The 20,937-nt window shown below is 60.3% G+C and carries 6 protein-coding genes; 3 read left to right on the top strand and 3 right to left on the bottom strand.

Features of this window, described 5'->3' with window-relative positions; genetic code table 11:
• Nucleotides 1-76: 76 nt before the first annotated feature.
• The 3 genes from VSP_RS26950 to VSP_RS26940 all read right to left on the bottom strand — a co-directional run bounded on the left by VSP_RS26950 (nt 77) and on the right by VSP_RS26940 (nt 6,161).
• Nucleotides 77-1,549, bottom strand: a complete 1,473-nt coding sequence (locus tag VSP_RS26950) for a DUF1501 domain-containing protein (protein WP_009964656.1) — start codon at nt 1,547-1,549, stop codon at nt 77-79.
• Nucleotides 1,550-1,556: 7 nt separating this feature from the next.
• Nucleotides 1,557-4,895 (bottom strand): DUF1553 domain-containing protein, encoded by a 3,339-nt coding sequence (locus VSP_RS43215; RefSeq protein ID WP_009964655.1) that lies wholly within the window; start codon nt 4,893-4,895, stop codon nt 1,557-1,559.
• 69 nt (nt 4,896-4,964) lie between these two features.
• Nucleotides 4,965-6,161: a substrate-binding domain-containing protein gene (locus VSP_RS26940; protein ID WP_029190795.1), complete on the bottom strand. Its 1,197-nt coding sequence runs from the start codon at nt 6,159-6,161 to the stop codon at nt 4,965-4,967.
• A 282-nt stretch (nt 6,162-6,443) separates the two neighbouring features.
• On the opposite strand from VSP_RS26940, the gene vccA (VSP_RS26935) reads away from it, so the two are divergent.
• The 3 genes from vccA (VSP_RS26935) to vccA (VSP_RS26925) all read left to right on the top strand — a co-directional run bounded on the left by vccA (VSP_RS26935) (nt 6,444) and on the right by vccA (VSP_RS26925) (nt 20,903).
• Entirely contained in the window at nt 6,444-10,838 is a 4,395-nt protein-coding gene (gene vccA, locus VSP_RS26935) for a Verru_Chthon cassette protein A (protein ID WP_009964652.1), read from the top strand.
• 239 nt (nt 10,839-11,077) lie between these two features.
• On the top strand, nt 11,078-16,267 hold the full coding sequence (locus VSP_RS26930; protein ID WP_081452748.1) for an autotransporter-associated beta strand repeat-containing protein: 5,190 nt from the start codon (nt 11,078-11,080) through the stop codon (nt 16,265-16,267).
• Nucleotides 16,268-16,823: 556 nt separating this feature from the next.
• Complete coding sequence (gene vccA / locus VSP_RS26925; RefSeq protein WP_009964650.1) at nt 16,824-20,903, top strand: Verru_Chthon cassette protein A; 4,080 nt, start codon at nt 16,824-16,826, stop codon at nt 20,901-20,903.
• The last annotated feature ends 34 nt before the right edge of the window (nt 20,904-20,937 follow it).

Here is a 20,937-nt window from a genome sequence, read left to right as displayed (position 1 = left end):
CGGGCTGCAGACTGAGCAGCGTGCGGCCGATTACCGCAGGACGGACCCAGTGGGATATCTTGGTCTTGCCGCTCCGCTAGGCGAGCACAGGCTTGATGACGTGTCCATGCACGTCGGTCAGGCGGCGTTCGATCCCGTTGTGATAGAAACTGAGCCGTTCGTGATCCAGCCCCAGGATGTGCAGCATGGTGGCATGGAGATCATAGATGGTGGTGACATCTTGAACGGCCTGGTGGCCAAAGTCGTCTGTGGCCCCATGGCTGTGCGCTTTCTTCACGCCCGCCCCGGTAAGCCACACGGTGAAGCCCTTGGGATTGTGGTCACGACCGTTGGCGTTCTTCTGAAACGTGGGCATGCGGCCAAATTCAGTGACGAATGCGACCAGGGTGTCGTCCATCAGTCCGCGGGCCTTGAGGTCCTTGAGCAGGGCCGCACAGGGCTGGTCGAGAATGTTGGCGTGAGCTGGGTACTGGGTGGCAATGGCTTTGTGGCCGTCCCAGTTGCCCACGCCTTCTCCCATGGCGTAGCTGCCGTTGAACAACTGTACAAACCGCACGCCGCGCTCCAGAAGACGCCGGGCCAGCACGCAGTTTTTGGCAAAGCCGGCCTTCGAGGTGTTGGGGTCGTCCATGCCGTAGAGTTTGCGGGTGGCGGCTGATTCACTGGAGAAGTCGCTCACTTCAGATGCAGCGATCTGCATGCGGGCCGCGAGTTCATAGCTGGCGATGCGCGCCGACAGCTCCGAGTCACCGGCATGCTGGGCGAGATGACGCTGGTTGATGAGGTTTAGGAAATCTCGCGTGGAAGTCTCGGCTCCCTGACTGATGCTGGCGGGGCGGGCCAGATGGGGAATGGGACGGTCTGCGTTAAAGGAGGTCCCTTGAAAGGCGGCAGGCAGGAAGCCGGACGCCCAGTGACGGGGGCCGATCTGGGGAACTCCTCTTGGGTCGGGAATGGCCACGAAGGCTGGCAGATCCTGATTCTCCGATCCCAGAGCATAGGTGGCCCAAGAGCCCATGCCGGGGAAACCATCCAGCGTGAAACCGGTGCTCATCTGGTTCTCCGCCGGACCATGGGTGTTGCTCTTGCCCGTCATGGAGTGGATGAAGCACAGATCATCCGCATGTTCGGCGATGTTGGGCAGCAGATCGCTCATCATCTTGCCGCTCTTGCCGCGCGGCTTGAAGTCCCAGAGAGGCTTGATCAGGTTTCCATTCTCCCCTTGGAAGGTGATGAGCTTCTCGCTGGCTGGCATGGGCGTATCGTGCCGCTTCACCAGCTCTGGCTTGTAGTCGAACGTATCGACATGGCTGAGCGCGCCAGACACGAAAATGACCAGGCAGCGTTTGGCCCGTGGCTCAAAGTGCGGTTGTCTTGCGGCGTATGGGTTCGAGGGATCAATCAACGGGCGCACTGGCGAAGGTGCGCCCAGAAGGCCGTCCCGGGCAAGGAGGTGGGCCAGGGCCATGCCTCCCAGTCCGTGCAGCGTGGTGCCCAGGAACGAACGACGGTTGAGAAGGTGGCTTGAAGATGGCGTGGTGGCGTGCATGGCCGGATCAAAAGATTTGGATGAACTCATTCGAGTTGATGAGTGCGCGGCAGAGAGAGGGAAGGCCGTGTTGACTCACCAGCTCCGTGGCTGCGGCGGCTTCTTCGACAGAAGGCCCCCGGTTGAAGGCGACTTGAAAAGCGCGGTCCACCTGTGCGGAAGGATTGTTTCCTGCATCCGAGACCACACGTGCGGCAAAGAAGCCCGCCTGTTCCAGCGCGAAGGTGCTGTTGAGCAGGCTCAGGGCCTGAAGCGGCGTGGTGGAGACATTGCGCCGGGGGGCGATCTGCCCTGCGTCCGGGCAGTCAAAGGCGCCGAAGACATTGTCCAACTGCACGCGGGGCTTGTGCTGGTAGATCATGCGGCGGAAGTCGTCGGGGCCGAACTCTGATTTGGAGTTGTACACCTTCACGTAGTTGGTGTTGGGCTCAAAGAGGTCGAAACCAGGCCCGCCCATGCGCAGGCTCAGCTTGTTGCTGGCAGAGAGGATGGTGTCCCGCAAGACTTCCGCCTCAAGCCGGCGGGGTGGGAATCTCCAGAGCAGCCGGGTTTGAGCATCGCGTGCCATGCCCGCTGCCATGTCTGGTGGGGATGAACTCTGCCGGTAAGTCTGGCTGAGCACAATGATCCGGTGGAGGTGCTTTATACTCCAGCCATTGTTTACAAACTCCCGCGCCAGCCAGTCCAGGAGCTCAGGATGGGTGGGCCGGCTCCCATTGACGCCGAAGTCACTGGGAGTGTCCACCAGGCCGGTGCCGAAGTGGTAGTGCCAGATCCGGTTGGCCATCACGCGGGCGGTGAGGGGGTTCTGCCGATCCACAATCCAGTCTGCCAATGCGAGGCGACGCTGAGGATCGGGGGCGTCCATGGGCAGGGGGGCAATGGGGTGAAGGGCGGTGACCACGCCTGGCGCGACTTCTTCACGGGGTTGTGTGACGTCGCCACGCTGGAAGCGACGGGTTTCACCCGGTTTGCCGAAGATCCCGGCGTACACCACGGGAGCGGTCTCTGCCTCGGTGATGGCTTTCTCCAGTTGTTTCCTTTGAGCCTGAAGCTTCTGAAATCTGGCCGCTTCCGCCACAGGGAGTCCGGTGCTGGTGGCGAGGGTGCCGGCCGTCAGCTTTAAAGTCTGCGGCAGGCGGTCTTCGTGTCCGGCCACACGGGTCCAGGCGGTGCCGTCCAGAGAGACCTCCACCCGGTACTTCGTGGGCAGCCGGTCATTGTAGCGGGGGACGTTCTCGCGGTCCCGGCTCCACACCACCCGGTCGATACGGGTGGGCTTCGCCAGTTTCAGCTGCACCCAGCCCCGGCCGTTTTCATTGGAGATCCAGCTGTGATCATTCCCGTACAGGCCATCGTTCACGTGTTTGAGCTGATGGATGGCATAGCCGGGAAGGGTGCTGGAGGAGGTGGCCGTGGCTCCTGCAGAGGCCAGGGCCACATTGCGGGAATCTGGTCCGGCGCTGAAGACTTCCAGCTCGTCAAGGCAGGGTTGCAGTTGGGTGGTTTCCTCGACCGTGAATCGGACGAAGCCGGCCTCGATCGCGGAAAAGCGTTCCACATTTGCCCTCCGGCTCACGGGCAACCTCAAGGCAGGCCGGTCCTGTGGCGAGGGCTCCTCCTGCAGCACCAGCATGTCCATCGTGGGATAGCCTGAATCACCGCCGACGCTCAGGACCAGTTTGGAAGCGGTCTCCAGGTCGTGGACGCCAATGTCCTTGAACCCGCTCCAGAGCTTGCGGTTGGGCATGGTGCCGGTGCCGTCGGCAAATTTGCGGTGGTCAGCCCTGGCGATTTCCTTCTGATCGTGCGTCGTGTCCAGCCTGCCATCATGGTCGAGAAGGTAGCGCGCGTCTTCGTCATGGCTGCGATAGCCGGACCCCCAGGAGACCCAGATGCGAAATCGACCCTGCACCTGGGGCTGCCACGCCAGCACCTTGCCCGCCGCGTTGTCCCCCAGCCAGACCCAATAGCCGTCTGCCAGTGTGGGTGGGTTCTGGTTGTCCCCGGGATAGGCGTTTTCTCCGCGTCCAGGTCCTGCCTCGTACTTGGTGCGTTGCGCATTGGAAGGCTTCAGCTTCACCACCCGTGTCGCGTCGTCCGGGGGGATCACCACCGTGCGCCCGGCAAAGGCTACGGGTTCAAAGTGGTTGAGCTGGGAAACAACAGGGGCGAGTTCCTCACGAATCTTGGCCGCGCGTGCCAGCCGCATTTCGTGGTCGGGCCCTGCTACCGGTCGCGTGCCGTGCCGCACGCCCGCGAACATCGCAGCCATGGCATGGTAGTCCGAGTGGGTGACGGGATCGAACTTATGGCTGTGGCACCGGGCACAGCCGATGGTGAGCCCCAGGAAGGTGCTGCCGGTCGTGGCCACCATGTCATTGAGATCATCTGCCCGCTGTTGCGCGGTGAGCACCGGATCCGGGCTGCGCACGGTGTCCGTGGGACCTCCGACAATAAATCCTGTAGCCTCATCCGCGCCCAGCACGTCTCCCGCCAATTGCTCGCGGATGAACTGGTTGTAGGGTCGGTCTGCGTTGAACGCCCTGATCACGTAGTCCCGGTAGGGCCAGGCTTCCGGGCGGGGAGTATTCTTTTCGAATCCGTCACTTTCCGCAAAACGCACAACGTCCAGCCAGTGGCGCGCCCAGCGTTCTCCATAACGTGGGGAGGCGAGGAGTCGCTCCACCAGCCGGTCGTAGGCGAGAGGATCGGGATCGGCCACAAACTGGGCGACCTCCTCCGGGGAGGGGGGCAGACCCACCAGATCGAAGCTCAGCCTTCGAATCAGCGTGCGGCGGTCTGCCTCAGGAGCGCGTCGGAGTTGATGTTGCTCCAACTGGGTGGCGATGAACTGATCGAGGATGGTGGGCGATTCTTGCTTCGGCGAGGGTGCTGCCGAAGGAGGAAGGGGCTGGTAGGCCCAGTGAGTCTTCGCAGGGTCAGCGGGCGTCTTGTCATCGGCAGGCCACAGGGCACCGGCATCAATCCAGCTCTTTAACAAGGCCAACTCGGTCGCACTCAGGGCAGGCCCTTTGGGAGGCATTTTCAGATCGGGATCCTTGCCACTGGCCAGGTGGTAGAGGGGGCTTTCCTGGCCATTGCCTGGCAAGATGGCGGCACCGTGCTCGTCCCCGCCCCGGAGGGCCTTGTCCCGACCGTCCAGGCGCAGACCTCCGCGCTGTTTTTCCGGGCCATGGCAGTCCAGGCAGTGCTGTTGGAGCAAGGGCTGGATTTGCGTGGCAAAATCTACAGGAGCTTCCGCAAACAGTGCTGTCGCAGCGGTGTTGCCCACCAAGACGAGGAGGGCGGTGCTCAGGAGAAAACGCCAGCGGGTGCAGTGCATGTCCGACTATACGGAGGCACGGCGTCTCCTTCGACTCACGAGAGTACGTGAGTCAGCTTGAGGGGAGCGTCAGGGCTCGTCCTGTTTGCGCGCACGCCACTGCTGGGGCGTCATGCCGTAGCGCTGGCGGAAAACGCGACAGAGATTCTTGGCATCCCGCAGGCCCACATCGGCCGCGATGGAGTCGAGCTTGAGGTCGGTTTCTTCCAGCATCTCGCTCGCCGCCGTGACCCGCAGCCGGGCGATTTCGTCATTGAGGGTGAGCTGGGCCTCCTGGCGCAGGGCGCTCTGAAGGCCTCTCAGGGACATGCGGGCGTGCTTGGCCACCCGGGAGGCCTGCAGGGGTTCGCGGAAATGTTGCCTGACAAAACGCAAGGCTTCGCTCACTCCCTGGTGGGAGCCCGCGTAGGTGGCGGTGGACTCCCGCGCCAGCACCCGTCGGCTGGGGATGCGAATGGGGCGGGAGGGTTTCTCCTTGCCCTGGATCAGACCGGCCAGGATGCTGGCTGCCGCGTAGCCCACCCCGCGGAGGTTCGTGTCCACCGAGGACATGGAGACCGGCGACACACTCAGAGCCAGCCGGTTGTCATCACAGCCCAGGATGGCCACATCCGTGGGGATGCGCAGCCCCATGGCGCGGACGGCATGCATGACCTCAATGGCAAAGCGATCGTCCTCAGCCATGATGGCCAGGGGCTTGGGCAAGGCGCGAATGCGACGGGCCAGCCACTCTCTGCGATCCGCCCTGGGGACGCGGGTAAAGGGATCCAGATTGGGATGATCTCCCATGAAATTGAGCACCGTCACCTGCTTGCCAGCCGCCTTCAGGGTCTCGACAAAACCATCGCGAATGGCCAGCACGTCCGGACCCACCCCCCGTTGATAGAAGGCAAAGTGCGGCTGCCCCAGTGTCAGGAGATGTTTCGCGCCCAGCCGACCAGCGCTTTCGTAGTCGGCTGAGACCAGGGGAATATGTCCGGACGCCTCCTCCAGTTCTGGGGTGGGGGCGATCAGCATTCGTACCATCGGACAATCGTAGGGCTTCAACCACTCCAGCGTTTCGGGGCGGGTAATGGTGGTCAAAATGCCATCGCACTTCACCGTGGGAGGACGCATCAGCACCGGAAAGTTTGAAACATCCAGTTCCCAGTCATTTTCTCTAACCCACTGAGCAATGCCATCGTGGAGTGAGGCGTCGTAGAAGCTCAGCGCCATGAAAATCACGGGCTTGTGCTTGAGGGTCCGACCGCGGGGGAGGGGAGCCATTGTCGCGCGCGGTCGGGTGCCTGCGACATGTGCCGAATCTTCTGCGCGTTGTAGGAACTTCATTGCGTGAATTGCGAATCAAGACTTATGCCATTTGGTACGGATAAGGCATACAGCCAGGCTTGGTGCCACCCTTCAAGGTGAAGAATGTCCCTGAAATGCGTGCGATTCCTGGCACTGGGTCAGGAGAGACGTTTTGCTCAATGTGGGGACAAGGAGTCAAGGGGGCAGGGCGCAACAGGTGCGGGACCTGAGGCAAAATCTTAGCACTCATAGGAAGCTATGAAGACGAAGCGCATGGAGCAACAACCCAATCCCGAAGGGGCAGCCACCCGGGTGGGCGTCTTTGCTGTTAATGCCCTGCCATCTCAAAGTGGGGCGCATTTGACGATGAATATTTTGGTGCGGCGGGGGAGACGGAACTCTCGCGGCATCGCGCTGGTGCTGGTTTTGAGCGTGGTAGCCTTGCTGGTGTTGCTGGTGACGGGCTTTCTGATGATGGTGAGCACAGAGACGCGGGCTGGTGGGGCCTACGCAAAGGGGGAGGAGACCCGGCTGCTGGCTCAGATGCCGTTGAACATGGTCATCGCCCAGGTGCGCAAGGGTACTGAGAATAACGGCACCCAGTACACCTGGACTTCACAACCAGGGATGATCCGCCGCTTTGGCCAGGACCTTGACGCGGGCACCCAGCGCTCGCGTCTGGACCGTGCTTTCAAGCTCTACAGTGCGGCCTCCATGGAGGTCGTGGCAGGCGGCAACGGGATCTCGCCGGAGATGGACCCTAGCAAGGAGCTGCCTGGGGACTGGCATGCGCGTCCGGCCTTGTTCACTGATCTGAACGCCCCGGTCTATACCGAGCGGGACACTGCCGGACTGCCGGCCAGGCCTGTCTATCCGATCGTTGATCCCCGGACCTTTGATGCCGCCGTAAATCCCGCCAATCCGGACGCACCGGTGGAAGGTGTGGAGCTCATCAAGAATGGGACGGGCCTGGAGCGGCTGCCCCTGGCCTCCGGAGACCGGGCGAACCCCCTCCCCATGCCGGTCCGCTGGCTGTATGTCCTGCAAAACGGAGCCATCCTGCCCGGAGAAGATGAGGGCACCGGAAAGGTGCGGCTGACCGGGGCCACGGTGGACAACGGGGTGGTGGGGCGCATCGCTTTCTGGGCGGATGATGAGAGCTGCAAAGTGAACATCAATACGGCGTCCGAGGGGATGTACTGGGATGTTCCCAGAACCACGGGCTGGGTGGATGCCGACCTGTTTGCCAATCGACAGCCGGTGCGCAACGAGTTTAACCGCTATCCGGGCCACCCGGCCACCACGTGCCTGAGCGCGGTGCTGGATCCATGGATTGGGCTGGGGTACATCAACCAGACCCGGATGCCCAACTACTTCATCCCGCAGAGCGGGAACAAAAAGGAGCCAGGAAACTACACAGCGCTGAAAGCAGGCCTGGAGACCTACCTGCGCCTGAGTCCCCGAATTGTCCAGGGGCCCACTGAGGGCGGACTGAACCCTGTAAACATCTGGCAGAACGGCACCCAGGTGGCGCTGCCGGCCGTGCCAACCCCGGACCGCGACCGTCTGTATGCCAGTGTGGATGAGTTGGTCTTTCAGGCCTCCCGCGCAGCTCAGCCGACGGCCAATCCGCTCAGCAATGAGGCGCTGGACCGGGTGCGCTTCCTTCTCACCGCCCACAGCCGGGCACCGGAAGTGAACCTGTTCAACAAGCCAAGAATCGCCTTATGGCCGGTGCAAAAGGATCTGGCGGACCGGAACATCCTGGACAAGCTCATTGGGTTCTGTTCCCAGACGGGGACGGCTCATGGGGGGAATCTGCATCCTTTTTACTTCCAGCGACTGTCGTCCCATCAGAAGGGGCAGGCCGACGCGTCGAAGGGGCACGGCAGCGCCCTCAGCACCACCCTGGACTGGACCATCTCCCGGAACCAGGAACTCTACGCCTACTTACAGGCATTGACCTCCCATGCGATCCCGGGATTTGGTGGCAAGTTCACAGAGAAATACGAGGAGGCCGGCGGCCGGCGGGACCAGATCCTTACGGAAATGGTCGATCACATCCGCTCCGGACTGAACACCTATGCGGTGCAGGTTCCCAGTGGTGGGCCGGGAAGTGAAACCACCTACTGCTACGCGCCGCCGAGAGCGTTCCCCGGATATCCAGTGCTCGCAGCGGGGGAATCCCAGGTGGTGCCCTTGCGGGTGGGGGCCAAGACCAAAGGGTTTGGGCGCTGCATCACGGTCACAGAAGCCGCCCTGGTCTTCTATCCCACTGCCACCATCGCTGGAGCCACAGAAAGCAATCCGGGGGTTCCAGACGTGAAAGTCAGTGTGCCCGGAGGCACTGACCGATGGGCCTTTGCCGCGAGTGAGATGAAGGCCTTCCTGGTGCTGGAGTTCTTCACTCCCATGATCGGCAATCCGGCCACCAGCCCGTATCTGGCGGTGGATGTGAAGTGTGATGTGAAGGTGAATGGCCAATCCCTGGCGTTTCCGGCCAACGCCAGCAACCCGGAACTTGGGAGTGTGTCGCGGGTGGTCTTGAAGACCGTCATCGGGAGTGGTCCGGGCACGGGCCACAACACAGCGCATTCCGCGATGTTCCAGCCTTTCTTTCAGGGGGCCTCTGGAGGCACACGAAGGGACCTTTCCAAGAGCGACCCTCACACCGGTTTTGCCTGGCACAGTGCCACGCCGCTGACCGTGCCCGCTCCGGCCAACAACCTCCTGCGGAACATGCCCTTGCAAGGCGGGGCGTTGGAAATCAGCATCCGGACGCCTGATGGGGGCGAGGAAATTCAACGCATTCACATGTCCTTTGACAGCGCTCCTGCGATTCCTGCGCCATACGCCTACATCGAGGGTACAAAATACGGAACGCCCGTGTTGGCCGGAGGGAAGGTGACATCCTCCCACCTCGTGGATGCGCGGGAGCTCAATCTGGATAAACGTCTGGCGGAATCCCCCAACAACTACTATGCCTGGCTGATCCGTCCGGGGGACTGCGTCCGGTCCATGGAGGCCGCCTACAACGCCCGGCCGGGAGGGGACTTCCGCCTCTACTCGGCCAGGACGGAGGTCCCTGCTACCTGGTTCCGGAGGAGCGGCAGCTACACTGTGACCAATGGCGCAGTGAACTGGGTGGACGACTACCGGAGCCGCGAGGCGCGTTTTGCCCATGGACTGCGGCATTCATCAGACTGGCAGTGGTACGGCCACTTCTGCACCTTAAACTCGGCAGAGCCGGCCCTGGCCGCGCTCGGCGGCAATCCTGCAGGCACGGTGGCCACGAATCCGTTCTTCCGCATTTCCTCGTACCGCCTCGGCGGGAGCCTGGTCAGAGGTCTGGGTGGTGCCCCCCTGGATGACAGTGACCAGTTTCTGATGTACAGGGACTCTGCGCCGGTGGTGGCACGCGGGGTGGACTACGCCGCCAGAATCGACGGCAAAGCGGGCGACTGGGACAATGGATTTGGAAACGTCGAGGATGGTCCCTATGTCAACAAGCCGGATGAGGACGCGGCCAACCTCACGGTGGGCTACTCCAATGACGCCGGCGGGTACTATGGCCGGGCCACCTCTTCCCACAACACGGCCAGCGGGGATCGAGGAATCAATTTTTCGCCCAACCGCCAGACGGCATCGGCCGTGCAGTTTGGTTCCCTTCCCTCCGGCGTGGTGCCGGACAGTCCCGATCTGGACCGGCCTTGGGAGACGTTGCTTTTTTGCCCCAATCCCGCGGGTCGTTCCAGTGCCTCTTCCAACAGGGGGTTGGCGTCTGACCACACGGGTTTTGCCACACCGCCAGACCATCTGCTGCTGGATTTCTTCTGGATGCCTGTGGTCGAACCCTACCCCATCAGCGAGCCGTTTTCCACGGCGGGAAAGATCAACATGAACTACGACATCTTGCCGTTTCGCTACATTAAGCGCCGTACGGGCCTGCATGCGGTGATGAAGCGCACGGGGATGGCTGCTCTTCCCGGCAGTGGTGGCTCCTATGACCAGCCTGCCAAGCCGGGTGGCTGGCCGTGGTTCAACAAGGCTTCAAACTACAAAGGCGGTCGGGATCAGGCACCTTTCCAGTCCCGCTATGACATCAACCTGAGCGCCGTGGACGGCACGCTGGCGGCATTTGAGCGGCGTTTTGGCGTGCAGGGCGATGTTTTTCGTTCGGCTTCGGAGATCTGTAGCGTCTTCCTCATCCCGAAGATGTGCCCGGACCCCTACATCCCCTATCCTCCGGAAGCCACCAATCGCACCGCTCTCATGAATGCAGACAAGATCATGGAATGGTGGACGGGGGACCCGGCCAAGGTGGACGCCTTTGAACTCACCGGCGACAACACGCGTGAGGCACCGTACGGCCAGATCTACCCCCGGCTCACGACAAAGTCGAATGTGTACCAGGTGCACTACAAGGTCCAGCTTCTGAAGAAGGCGCGCAGCACCGGGCCTGATGTCTGGGATGAGGCGCTGGATCAGGTGGCTGGTGAACAACGGGGCGCGGCGACCTTTGAGCGGTACCTCGATCCAGGAGACCGCGAAATGCCGGACCTGGCCAGCCCGGCGGGATTCGGGAAGCCGGAGTTCAATGTTGATTCCTATTACCGATACCGGGTGGTGGCCCAGCGTCGGTTTTCGCCATAGACCTAACGGGGTGGGGGTTGTTCGACGTGCGCGATCCGGGAATGCGAGTGCGTTCAATGCGAAGCGTGAGGTGCAGGGCAGGGCACGCTTATAGCGTTCATTGGACTCGTCGTGATGCCCCATTCCGCACTCCAACTTGCTCCCAAGCATGCTCGGTCCTGCTCCTGCTTTCTGGGTAGGATGAGGACCTGCGTGGCGCAAGCTGGCAACTGACCCTTTCACCACGACGCCCCCCCAGCATGAAGAAATCCCTTAGTCGTGACTTCGTTTTCCGGTATGCAGGAAGATATTTCCAGTTTGCGGGAATATTGGCAGCTTTGCTTTTTACCTCTGATCCCGCCATGCCGCTGAAGGCCGCGACCTACACCTGGCAGACCGGCGGGGCGACCAATAACTGGAGCACGACGGGCGATGCCAACTGGTTCGTGGACAGCGGGACGGTGCTTTCTTCCTGGGTCAACGGGAATGCCGCATTGTTTAACAATACAACGGACACAAGCATCACGGTGACCAGTGTGGTCGCGCCCACGTCCATCACCTTTGGTGCCACTTGGGCCAACAACCTGACGCTCACAGGAGGAACGATCGCCTTTGGGTCCCTGTTGGGCATCATCGACTCCTCTGCGGTTGGCACCACGAACTCGAGGGTGATGACTATTGGCAGCAACTTGACCGGCACTGGCGGGCTCAGCATCAATGCTCACGGGAACCTCACTGCCAGTGGCGGGGGGAACAGCGCCCGGCTGGTGCTCAGCGGCGACAACAGTGGACTCACGGGGGGGATTGCTATCACCGGTGGCCTGGTCGAGGTCACCTCCGTCAATTCGCTGGCAAACAATGCTGTCACTCTGACTAATGGAGGGGGGATTTTGCACACGGTCAGTGGTGCGCTCACGCTTGCAAACAACATTGTCGTCGGATCAACCGGCGGGACGATTCGCAACTACGGCTCCAGCACCCTCACTCTCTCCGGGACATTGAGCGGGAACGGGGCATTGAACCATACGGACACCGGTCGGCTGATCCTGACCGGCAATCTTGCTGGCTATACGGGAATCCTCAGCAATCTGGCGGGCAATTTGGTCATAGAAACCAATACTTCGGTGAAAGGTGAGGTGGTCGTCAGTGGGGGAACCCTGTCTGTAGGAAACAATGGCAATCTGGGGTCGCTTAATGAAGCCACTTCCATCACCATCAATGGAACTTCCAGTCTCTACATCCGCCGCACAGACGTGACGAGCGCCTCCGCTATCCTCCCCACGAGCATCATCTTCGGCGCCGCGGGATCGGTTCTCGAATACAACCCAACCGACGCCTCGGCGGTGTTGAATCTCGATCTGGACATCGGGTCGAGCACGGCGCTGGGGACCTTCAAAGTTTCTGGTGGGACCGTCAACATGCTGAGCGGCACGGATGTGGTGGTGAATTCCGTGATCATGGGGCTTCAATCGGCCACCAATCGAGGCACCCTCAACATCGGGGCTGGCTCATCGTTGACCACCTTGTTCTTTAACATCGGCGCGAATTCCAACAACTCCGGTACGGTCAATCAAACTGGTGGCCTCGTGACCGTCTTGAGTGGCAGCAGCGGCTTTAGGGTGGGGCATTGGTCCAATGGCAGCAATCCGGGGAGCGTGTATAATCTTTCCGGGGGAATACTGGATGCTACGGCACTTTCCGCGAATTCTGGATCGGACCGATTCATCAACGTGGGGTGGGATGGCCTTGGGACCATGACCGTGGGCGGTGGAACCGGAACCGCGACATTGAAGGCGTTTGGAATTCAACTGGACATCCGTTCACCCGACGCCGCATCGGTGAACACCCTGACGGTCCTGAACAATGGGGTGGTGGAGATCGGCGCAGGGGGCACTGCGGCGGGCAATGTTACGGATGTTATCTACCTGTCTGGAGGCATCATGAAAGCGACGGCTGCATCGACTTGGTCTGCCACCATGTCAACGGTCGCAGACACTGTTTCCACGGTGGATACCAATGGGTTTCAAGTGACTCTATCAATGTCGATTGACGGAGCTGGACGGATTCAAGTGTCTGATTCAGCTGGCGGCGGGGTGTTGACCTTCAGCGCTGCGTCTGGCACCCAGACCATTGCAGCTGGACTCACTGGCACAGGAGCGGTTTCCAAAACCGGGGCTGGCACGACTGTGCTCTCCGGCACCGGCACTTACTCTGGCACGATCTCCCACACTACTGGCACCCTGCTTGTGACCGGGGGACATCAGTCGGCCGCCATCAATGTCTCAGATGGGGCGGTGTTCGGTGGAGAGGGTTCGATTGGAAGCCTTGTGATGGGCAGTGTGGCCGGGACGGTGTTTCAGGTGAATCCGGTCACTGGAGGATCGTTGAGCGTAGCAGGCAATGTGGCATTTAATGGAACTGTGGCTCTTGAGTTCACCGTCCCGGCCACTGTCGTGGGGCAACCGATCACCTTGTTCACCTATGGTGGAACGTTGACCGGACTGGGCAATCTGACTTTTGCCGGGCAGCTAAACTATCGTTCCTTCAGTCTGGTGGATACTTTGGGCACGGTCACGATGGATCTCGACACCAAGACCCTTGTTTGGAATGGAACCAGTGGTGGCCAATGGCAGGTGGGCGGGGGAGTCAACCGGTGGAATGCCTCCGAGGCTGATGCCTTCTATTGGGGAGATGTGGTCACCTTTGATGAAACGGGGACTGCCACCGACATCGTGCTGACTGGTGAACTGCGGCCGGCTACAGTGGTCATCGATTCCAACTCCAAGAACTACACCTTTACGGGCAGCACGGGGAACTTCATCTCGGGAATCACCTCGGTTCTCAAATCGGGTGCTTCAACGGCGACGTTCACAGGGCCGAACACCTATACAGGCGGCACGTTGATTCGCCAGGGGCGGGTGGTGGCCCTCAGCGCGACGGCACTTGGTTCGGGGACGGTGACCTTGGGAGATGGCTCAACCGCCGTCGGTGCCCTTGAGCTTTTCATCGACCCCATAGGGGCCGGCTCAAACATCACAATGACAAACGCGATCAACATCGGTCCGGTGGCTGTCGGCACCACTGCCGTAATTGGCACGCTGGGTTCTACCGCCAACGTGGTGACGCGGTCGGGAGCCTTCAGCGGTTCGATCACTCTGAACGATGACGTCATCCTCCGTTCCGGTGCCCACGACAACACCACCTTCTCCGGTGCCATTACCGGGGCTGCGGGGCTCACCATCACGGTGGAAAATGGCATGGTCCAACCGGCCAACGTGACCAGCACCCTGGTTGGTAAAGGGCAGGCAGGCAATCGGGTCATCCTGAGCGGGGACGCCAACGGATTCGCAGGCAACTGGGTGATCAAAAGTGGCACTACAGACAACTACACCCTGCTTCAAATCAACACCGGGAACCGGATCAACGACAGCTCCAATGTGCACCTTGAGGAATTTGCCGTGCTCCGATTGAACGCTGCGGAATCCATCAATGCCCTCACGGGGAACGGTCGGGTGCGCGGAGCTGTTTCCACCCGCACCCTGACGGTGGGGGCTGGCAATGGTTCCGGGACGTTCTCGGGAGTGCTGGAGAATGACACCTTCGATGCTGGCACGCTGGCCTTGACCAAGAGCGGCACGGGGACGCAAATTCTCACTGGCGTGAATACGTACACCGGCATCACCACAGTGACAGGCGGCGCTTTGGAGGTGAGCGTCCTGGCCAACGGTGGAGTGGCAAGTTCCATCGGTATGTCAGCCAGTGCCGCCACCAATCTTGTGCTCAATGGCGGGGTACTGCGTTATGCAGGCAGTTCCAGCATTTCCATCGATCGTCTTTTTACGGTCGGGACCGCAGGAGGAGGGATCGAATCCTCAGGTGCGGGAACACTCACCCTTTCTCCCCTGGATGCGATCACCTTGTCAGGGACGGACACGGCCCGCACCTTTACGCTTGGCGGGACCAATACGGGAGACAACATCTTTGCAGGAGTCATCGGGAACAACGGGACAGGGGCAACGTCCCTGACCAAGACGGGCATCGGCACCTGGGTGCTGACAGGCACCAACACGTACACTGGCACGGTCACCGTCAGTGGGGGCAAATTGATCGTTGGGACGGGAGGCACAACCGGAGTACTGGGCGGGACCAATGCCATCGCCGTTTCGGCCGGAGGGACGCTGGTCTATAATCGCTCCGATCTTGTCACGTTGGACCGGGCGTTTTCTTCGGATAGTGCCGGCACTCTGATCAAGAACGGCGGGGGCGACATGACCATCTCCTCCTTCATCCTGCTGCCGACCAGTTTCATCGTCAATAGTGGCATCGTCACTGTGAACGGAGGCACCTTTGGCGGGAATCGTCTGGTAGGAAACGGTACCATCACCATCAACGCCGGGGCCGGCCTGGTGGTGGCCGCCGCGCACGCCCTGGGCGGCTCCCAATCAAGCATGTCGGACTCCGTCGTGGTCAACGGCGGTCTGCTCACTCTGAATGAGGAGCAGTACTTCAACAATCTGACGCTCCAGAATGGCGGCAGCGTGAATGGAATTGACGAGGTTCGAGCCTCCAACGCCACCAACTGGCAGGTCACAGGAAGCAGCGAGACCGCCTCAGTGATCAGCACTCTTGTCAGTCACGTGTCGGCCGCCAACTGGACGGTGCAGGATATCACGGGAGACTCGGATGCAGACCTTGTAATCAGCGGGAGGATCACCAGTACGGGATCGCTGAATAAAGGCGGGGCCGGCACGATGGAGCTTAGTAACGATGCCAACAGCTACTCTGGCGGCACCAACATCAACGCCGGCACGCTTCTGGTGAATACGCTCACCGGCAGTGCCACCGGCACGGGGCAGGTCACCATCGCATCTGGAGCGACTCTCGCCGGACGCGGCGCGGTCAACACCACGAATGCCAACATCACCATCAATGGCACCCTCAGTATTGGAAACAGCGGCGATGACCTCTTCACCTCTGACCTCAGTCTCCATCTGGGGACGGGCACAGGTGCCGTCATTTTCAACGGGGTGCTGGTCTTTGACATCTTCGGCCAGGAGGACGATACCCTGGGCAGCGAACACGGGCAGCTCTACAGCGATGTCCTGAAGTTTAACACCACTGGCACAGTGCAACTTGGCGGCACCTTGAAGGTGAACGACGCCTCGGCCGATGCCCTGAACTGGAATGAAGGGGACTCCTGGCAATTGATCGACTGGACCAACGTCACCGCAGGCGGCATCACCGGAAGTTTCAGCAACTTTGAGCTTCCCACGCTGGCAGACGGCTTGAAGTGGGACACCAGCCTGCTCGCAGAGACCGGTGTCATCTCTGTCACTGTGGTTCCCGAACCGGGGCGTTTGCTGATGCTCTCGCTGGCCGCTGGAATGGCCCTGCTCCGCAGAAGTCGAAAAGTAAATACGCAAAGGGCACCCGTCACAACTTGTGTGTGATCAACGTGTAACAGCAGGTCTAATGCATCATTTGAGAATCATCCTGCGCGCTTCGCGAATCCAGCTGGCTCGCCAGAGGACGGCATTTTATTGTTCAATTTTGCCTGAAGCCGGCCTCACCCGGATTGGGAATGCTGGTTCATGTGCCTAGTGACAGAGCATCCCGTGTGATCGGGTGACTCAATCAGTGCCCTCCGGGAATACCGGATGACCCCATGAGAAACAACCCGAAGATGAAGTTTTACGGCTCAGATGTCCGGTATAGCGGATGCCTCCTCCACTCTTGTGTGAAGATGTTATTTCCTTTATTTGAAAAATCTTGTGTGCCAGTTTTGCCTGGGAAAACAGCGTTTTTTGAATCGAAGAGGGTTCCGTTCGGGTCCCCGGTTGATGCGTCATACGCGAATGCGATTGCGCGATTTGCGAATCTGTCCCGCGCCCTGTCTGGCACGGGCGGCATGCTCCTAGCTTTCATCCCACTTAACCCCGCTTGGAATGCCTGCTGATTTCATTTTCAGCATTTTTTCGAGACTAACGAAACGCCCACTGATTCACAATGAAAAACTTCGAGTTTGTTTTTCTGCCGACAAAAAAGGTTTACGAAGCCGGAAGAAACTTCGTCAAGGCAGGGAGCATCCGCCGTCGGCAGTCGGGGGTCGCTTTGATCATGGTATTGAGCGTCGTCGCCCTGCTGGTGTTGCTGGTGACGGGGTTCCTTTCCATGGTGCATACAGAGACACGCGCCAGTGGATCTTACGCAAAGGGGGAGGAGGCCCGCTTGCTGGCAGACCTGCCGCTTAACATCGTCATCGCCCAGGTGCGCAAGGCGACGGAGAACAACGGCAGCACCAAGACCTGGGCTTCACAGCCGGGAATGATCCGCGTGTTTGGTCAGGATGTGGATCCGACCACGCTCCGCACGAAACTGGATCGTGCCTATAAACTCTACTCAGCAGCTGAAATGGAAGTTCAGCCCACCGCAGGCGGCATGGCACCCGACATCAACCCCACGGATGAACTGCCGGATCAATGGCATGAAAAAAAGGCGCTTTTCACCGATCTCAATGCTCCGGTCTATACTGCCCGCGATACCAATGGGAAAGGGATTCAGCCTGTGTATCCAATCGTGGATCCAGAGGGTTTCAAGGATCACACGGTAGCGGTTGGTGGACAGAGCCGCGTCGCGGGCGCTGAGTTGCTAAGCTCTGGATCCGGTCTGGAGAAGCTGCCGCTGGCTCCGGCATCAGGAAACAATCCAAGCAATCCACTGCCCATGCCGGTGCGCTGGATTTACATCCTGCAGGATGGCACCATGAGTGCGGGCACGGCGAGCGGTGCAGATGGCCTGAAGGTGTCGGTTCCCGGAGCCACTGTTGACAATCCCGTCATGGGGCGCATCGCCTTCTGGACGGATGATGAATCCGGCAAGGTGAACATCAATACCGCAGGTGAAGGGGCCTTCTGGGACCTCCCCCTCGGCAACACCAACATTGAACGGGGCAATGCAGCCGCTCTGAACTCCGTGGCCACGGCTCCCTACGGCTACGCCACGAGCTTGCTGGTGAGGGACGAATTCACCCGCTACCCCGGCCACCCCGCCCGTACCAGCATGAGCGCCGTGTTTGGCCCCTGGTTGCCGATGAACAAGTCTCCGCACCTTGCCGCGGAGGCGGCTGAGTATGCTACGCAGCTGGAGGCCTACTACAAACTTGCACCCCGTGTTGCGATGGGCGGCACCCGTGGCGGTACAGCCATCACCACCAGCGGCACTTCGGGTGGGGTGAACCCTCGGGACTCGGACCGCTTTTACGCCTCCACCGACGAGCTCATCTTCAATCCGGCCCGGTCTAATGCAGGCCAAAGCGTGATCAATGCAGAAGTGCTTTCCCAGACCCGGTTCTTTCTCACCGCACACAGCCGGGCACCGGAGGTGAACCTCTTCAACAAACCCCGCATTTCCATCTGGCCAATCAACTTCAACACGGCACACCGCAACGCAGTGGACAACATGATTGCGTTTGCCTCGACGGCCAATAAACGCCCGTTCTACCTTCAGCGTGCCAGTTCCACCACGTCGGGCACATCGCAGCTCACCAGTGCCCATTATCTGACCAAGGACTACACCGAGTCCACCATGACCCGGAACAGGTCGATCGTCAGCTATCTCCAAAAGATGGCCCAGACGAATATCCCGGGGTTCGGCGGCAACTTTGCCCAAAAGTATGGTGACGATTCAGACCAGATTCTCACCGAGACATTCGACTATGTGCGCTCTGCTCCCAACGTGGTTTCGAAGGCGGTGGACCCCAAATATTACTATGCGGGGAGTGGCGGGGATGCAGGGGAGAACTACGTGGTGCCGCTGCAACTCAATCTGAACGGCAAGGCCTACAAGGGCTTTGGGCGATTCCCCACGCTGACGGAAGCCGCGCTGGTTTTTACTGGCACCGAGAAGGATGCCCAAAATCGCGTGACCAAGGTGGAGTGCTTCCTGATTCTCAATTTTCTACGCCTTGCCCCTGGGGAGCCTCAGCTGTCTCCACGATATCGCGTCAAGATCACTGGCATGGACGGCTTCAGACTGGGGCCGGTCCTGTCCTCCACCTCGAATCCTCCCACGACTCCGCTTGGCTTCCTTAACTCTGCCACCACCCGGCTCAGCACCAATACCACTGCAGGAGGGTGGGGGCCCTGCCAGGCGTATCAGAACCTCCTGGTTCTCATGATGAACGGGCTTAACACATTCAAAAATGTGAAGAAAACGTCGATCAACGAGAGCAACGACTACCCGTTCTTCTCTGATGCGATTGCCGTTCCCGTGGGTGACGACGCCACCAAGATGACTTTTACCGGCAGCCAGATTACCATCGAACTTCGCACGGTGACTGACAGCCCACAGAGCGGGGGCGAGCTTGTGCAGAAGTTTACAATGGACTTTTCAGGCACCCATGTGTTCCCCCGGCCGAAGATGGACGATGCGAGCATTGATGCGGCGAACACCAGCACCGCGAAGGATGCTGCCTCGCTGGAGGGGGGCATGCGGCGGACCTTCGCCCAGCGCCTCAACCGGCTCTCTATCAACAGTGACTACAACTATCCCTCCGCCCCGGCGGGCAAGTTTGGCAGTCCTCTGTACACCAGCATGGGTTACTGGAAGGATCATCGTCTTACACTCATCAACAAGGAAGACGTGGTGCGCGCCGTCCAGCTTGATCCGGCCGGACCTTCTAAGGGTGATTTCCGCCTGCTGGCCGCCACCACTGAGGTGCCCGCCACCTGGTTTGCGAAGAACTCCAAATGGAGCAGTTCCAACTACGCGGACCGTGATGGTTGCTCGCTGCGTGAGGATCGCTGGAACCTCCTTGGTCAGGTGGGCTACAACCCCCAGGGCAACACCACGGAGAATGACATCGCACTGGTGGGCAACAACTCGGTTCGCCCCACCAATATCTCCCGTGCCGGTTACCTTGTCTCTGGTATCAAGTATGGGCCGAGCGCTGTACCGATTGTTCCGAAGGGGCTGACGGCGGCCTTGAACGCTGACACCCGCCCGGGAGACTGGGAAACGGGGGTGGGCATTTTCAGCGACGGTCCCTTCCTCCGATTCCCCATCCTTGCAAGTTTCAAGTACAATGGCGGAGGCTACTACTCCTACGGCTACGACAATAGTGATGACACCGGAACGAATTTTACTCCCAACCGCCAGATTTCCTCGCCCGTCATGTTGGGCGCACTGCCCACGGGGGTAAAGGCGGCGCGTCCCTGGCAGACACTTCTGTTCTGTGCGAACCCGGCCTCCCGCCAGACGAGTTCTACCGCGAACCCGACGGTGCAGGATCACTTCGGTTTCGGTTCGCCCAAGGATCATCTGTATCTGGACTGGTTCTGGATGCCAGTGGCGGAACCTGGTGCCATTAGCGAACCCTTTTCCACGGGAGGCAAAATCAACATGAACACGGAGATTTACCCCTTCCGCTACATCAAGCGTCGCACCGGTCTGCATGCGGTGTTGAAGAACACCCGCATCACCGCCCTGCCGCCCGACCTGGCCGCAGACAAGACGCTGGGAAATTCGGACAACTACAAAGGACTCAACAAGTGCCCGTACGACTTCCGCTATGACATCAATCTGGATGCCACCACGGGAACGCTGCGCGGTTTTGAAATGCGCTTCCAGGCGGGGGACGTCTTTCGCTCGGCCTCTGAAGTGTGCGACATCTTCCTGGTTCCCTCCGCGCTCAAGGGGGCGACGTACCACCCCAATGCTCCTGCGGCACCCACCTATTCCAGCTCGGTGCTCTGGTGGCGCAAGATGACGCTGACAGGAGACAATGCGCGTGAGAGCCCCTACAACGACATCTACCCACGCCTGACGACCAAGTCCAACGTCTTCCAGGTGCATTACAAGGTGCAGCTCCTGCGCAAGGCCCGCAGCACGGAGCCTGCCGTGTGGGACGAGGAGAAGGACCAAGTGGCCGCAGAGCAGCGCGGGTCCTCGATCTTTGAGCGCTACATCGACCCGGGCGACCGGAACATGCCCGACATGGCCAGCTCCTCCGAGTTTGCCAACCCGAACTACAGCCTGGACCGCTACTACCGTCTGCGCGTTGTCCAGAACCGCAAGTTTGCCCCTTGAGAAGACTGAATCCACCCCAACTGAACCCCTATAA

Source organism: Verrucomicrobium spinosum DSM 4136 = JCM 18804, assembly GCF_000172155.1.
GTDB classification, from domain to species: Bacteria; Verrucomicrobiota; Verrucomicrobiia; order Verrucomicrobiales; family Verrucomicrobiaceae; genus Verrucomicrobium; species Verrucomicrobium spinosum.
This window is presented reverse-complemented; position numbering and strand designations above follow the sequence as displayed.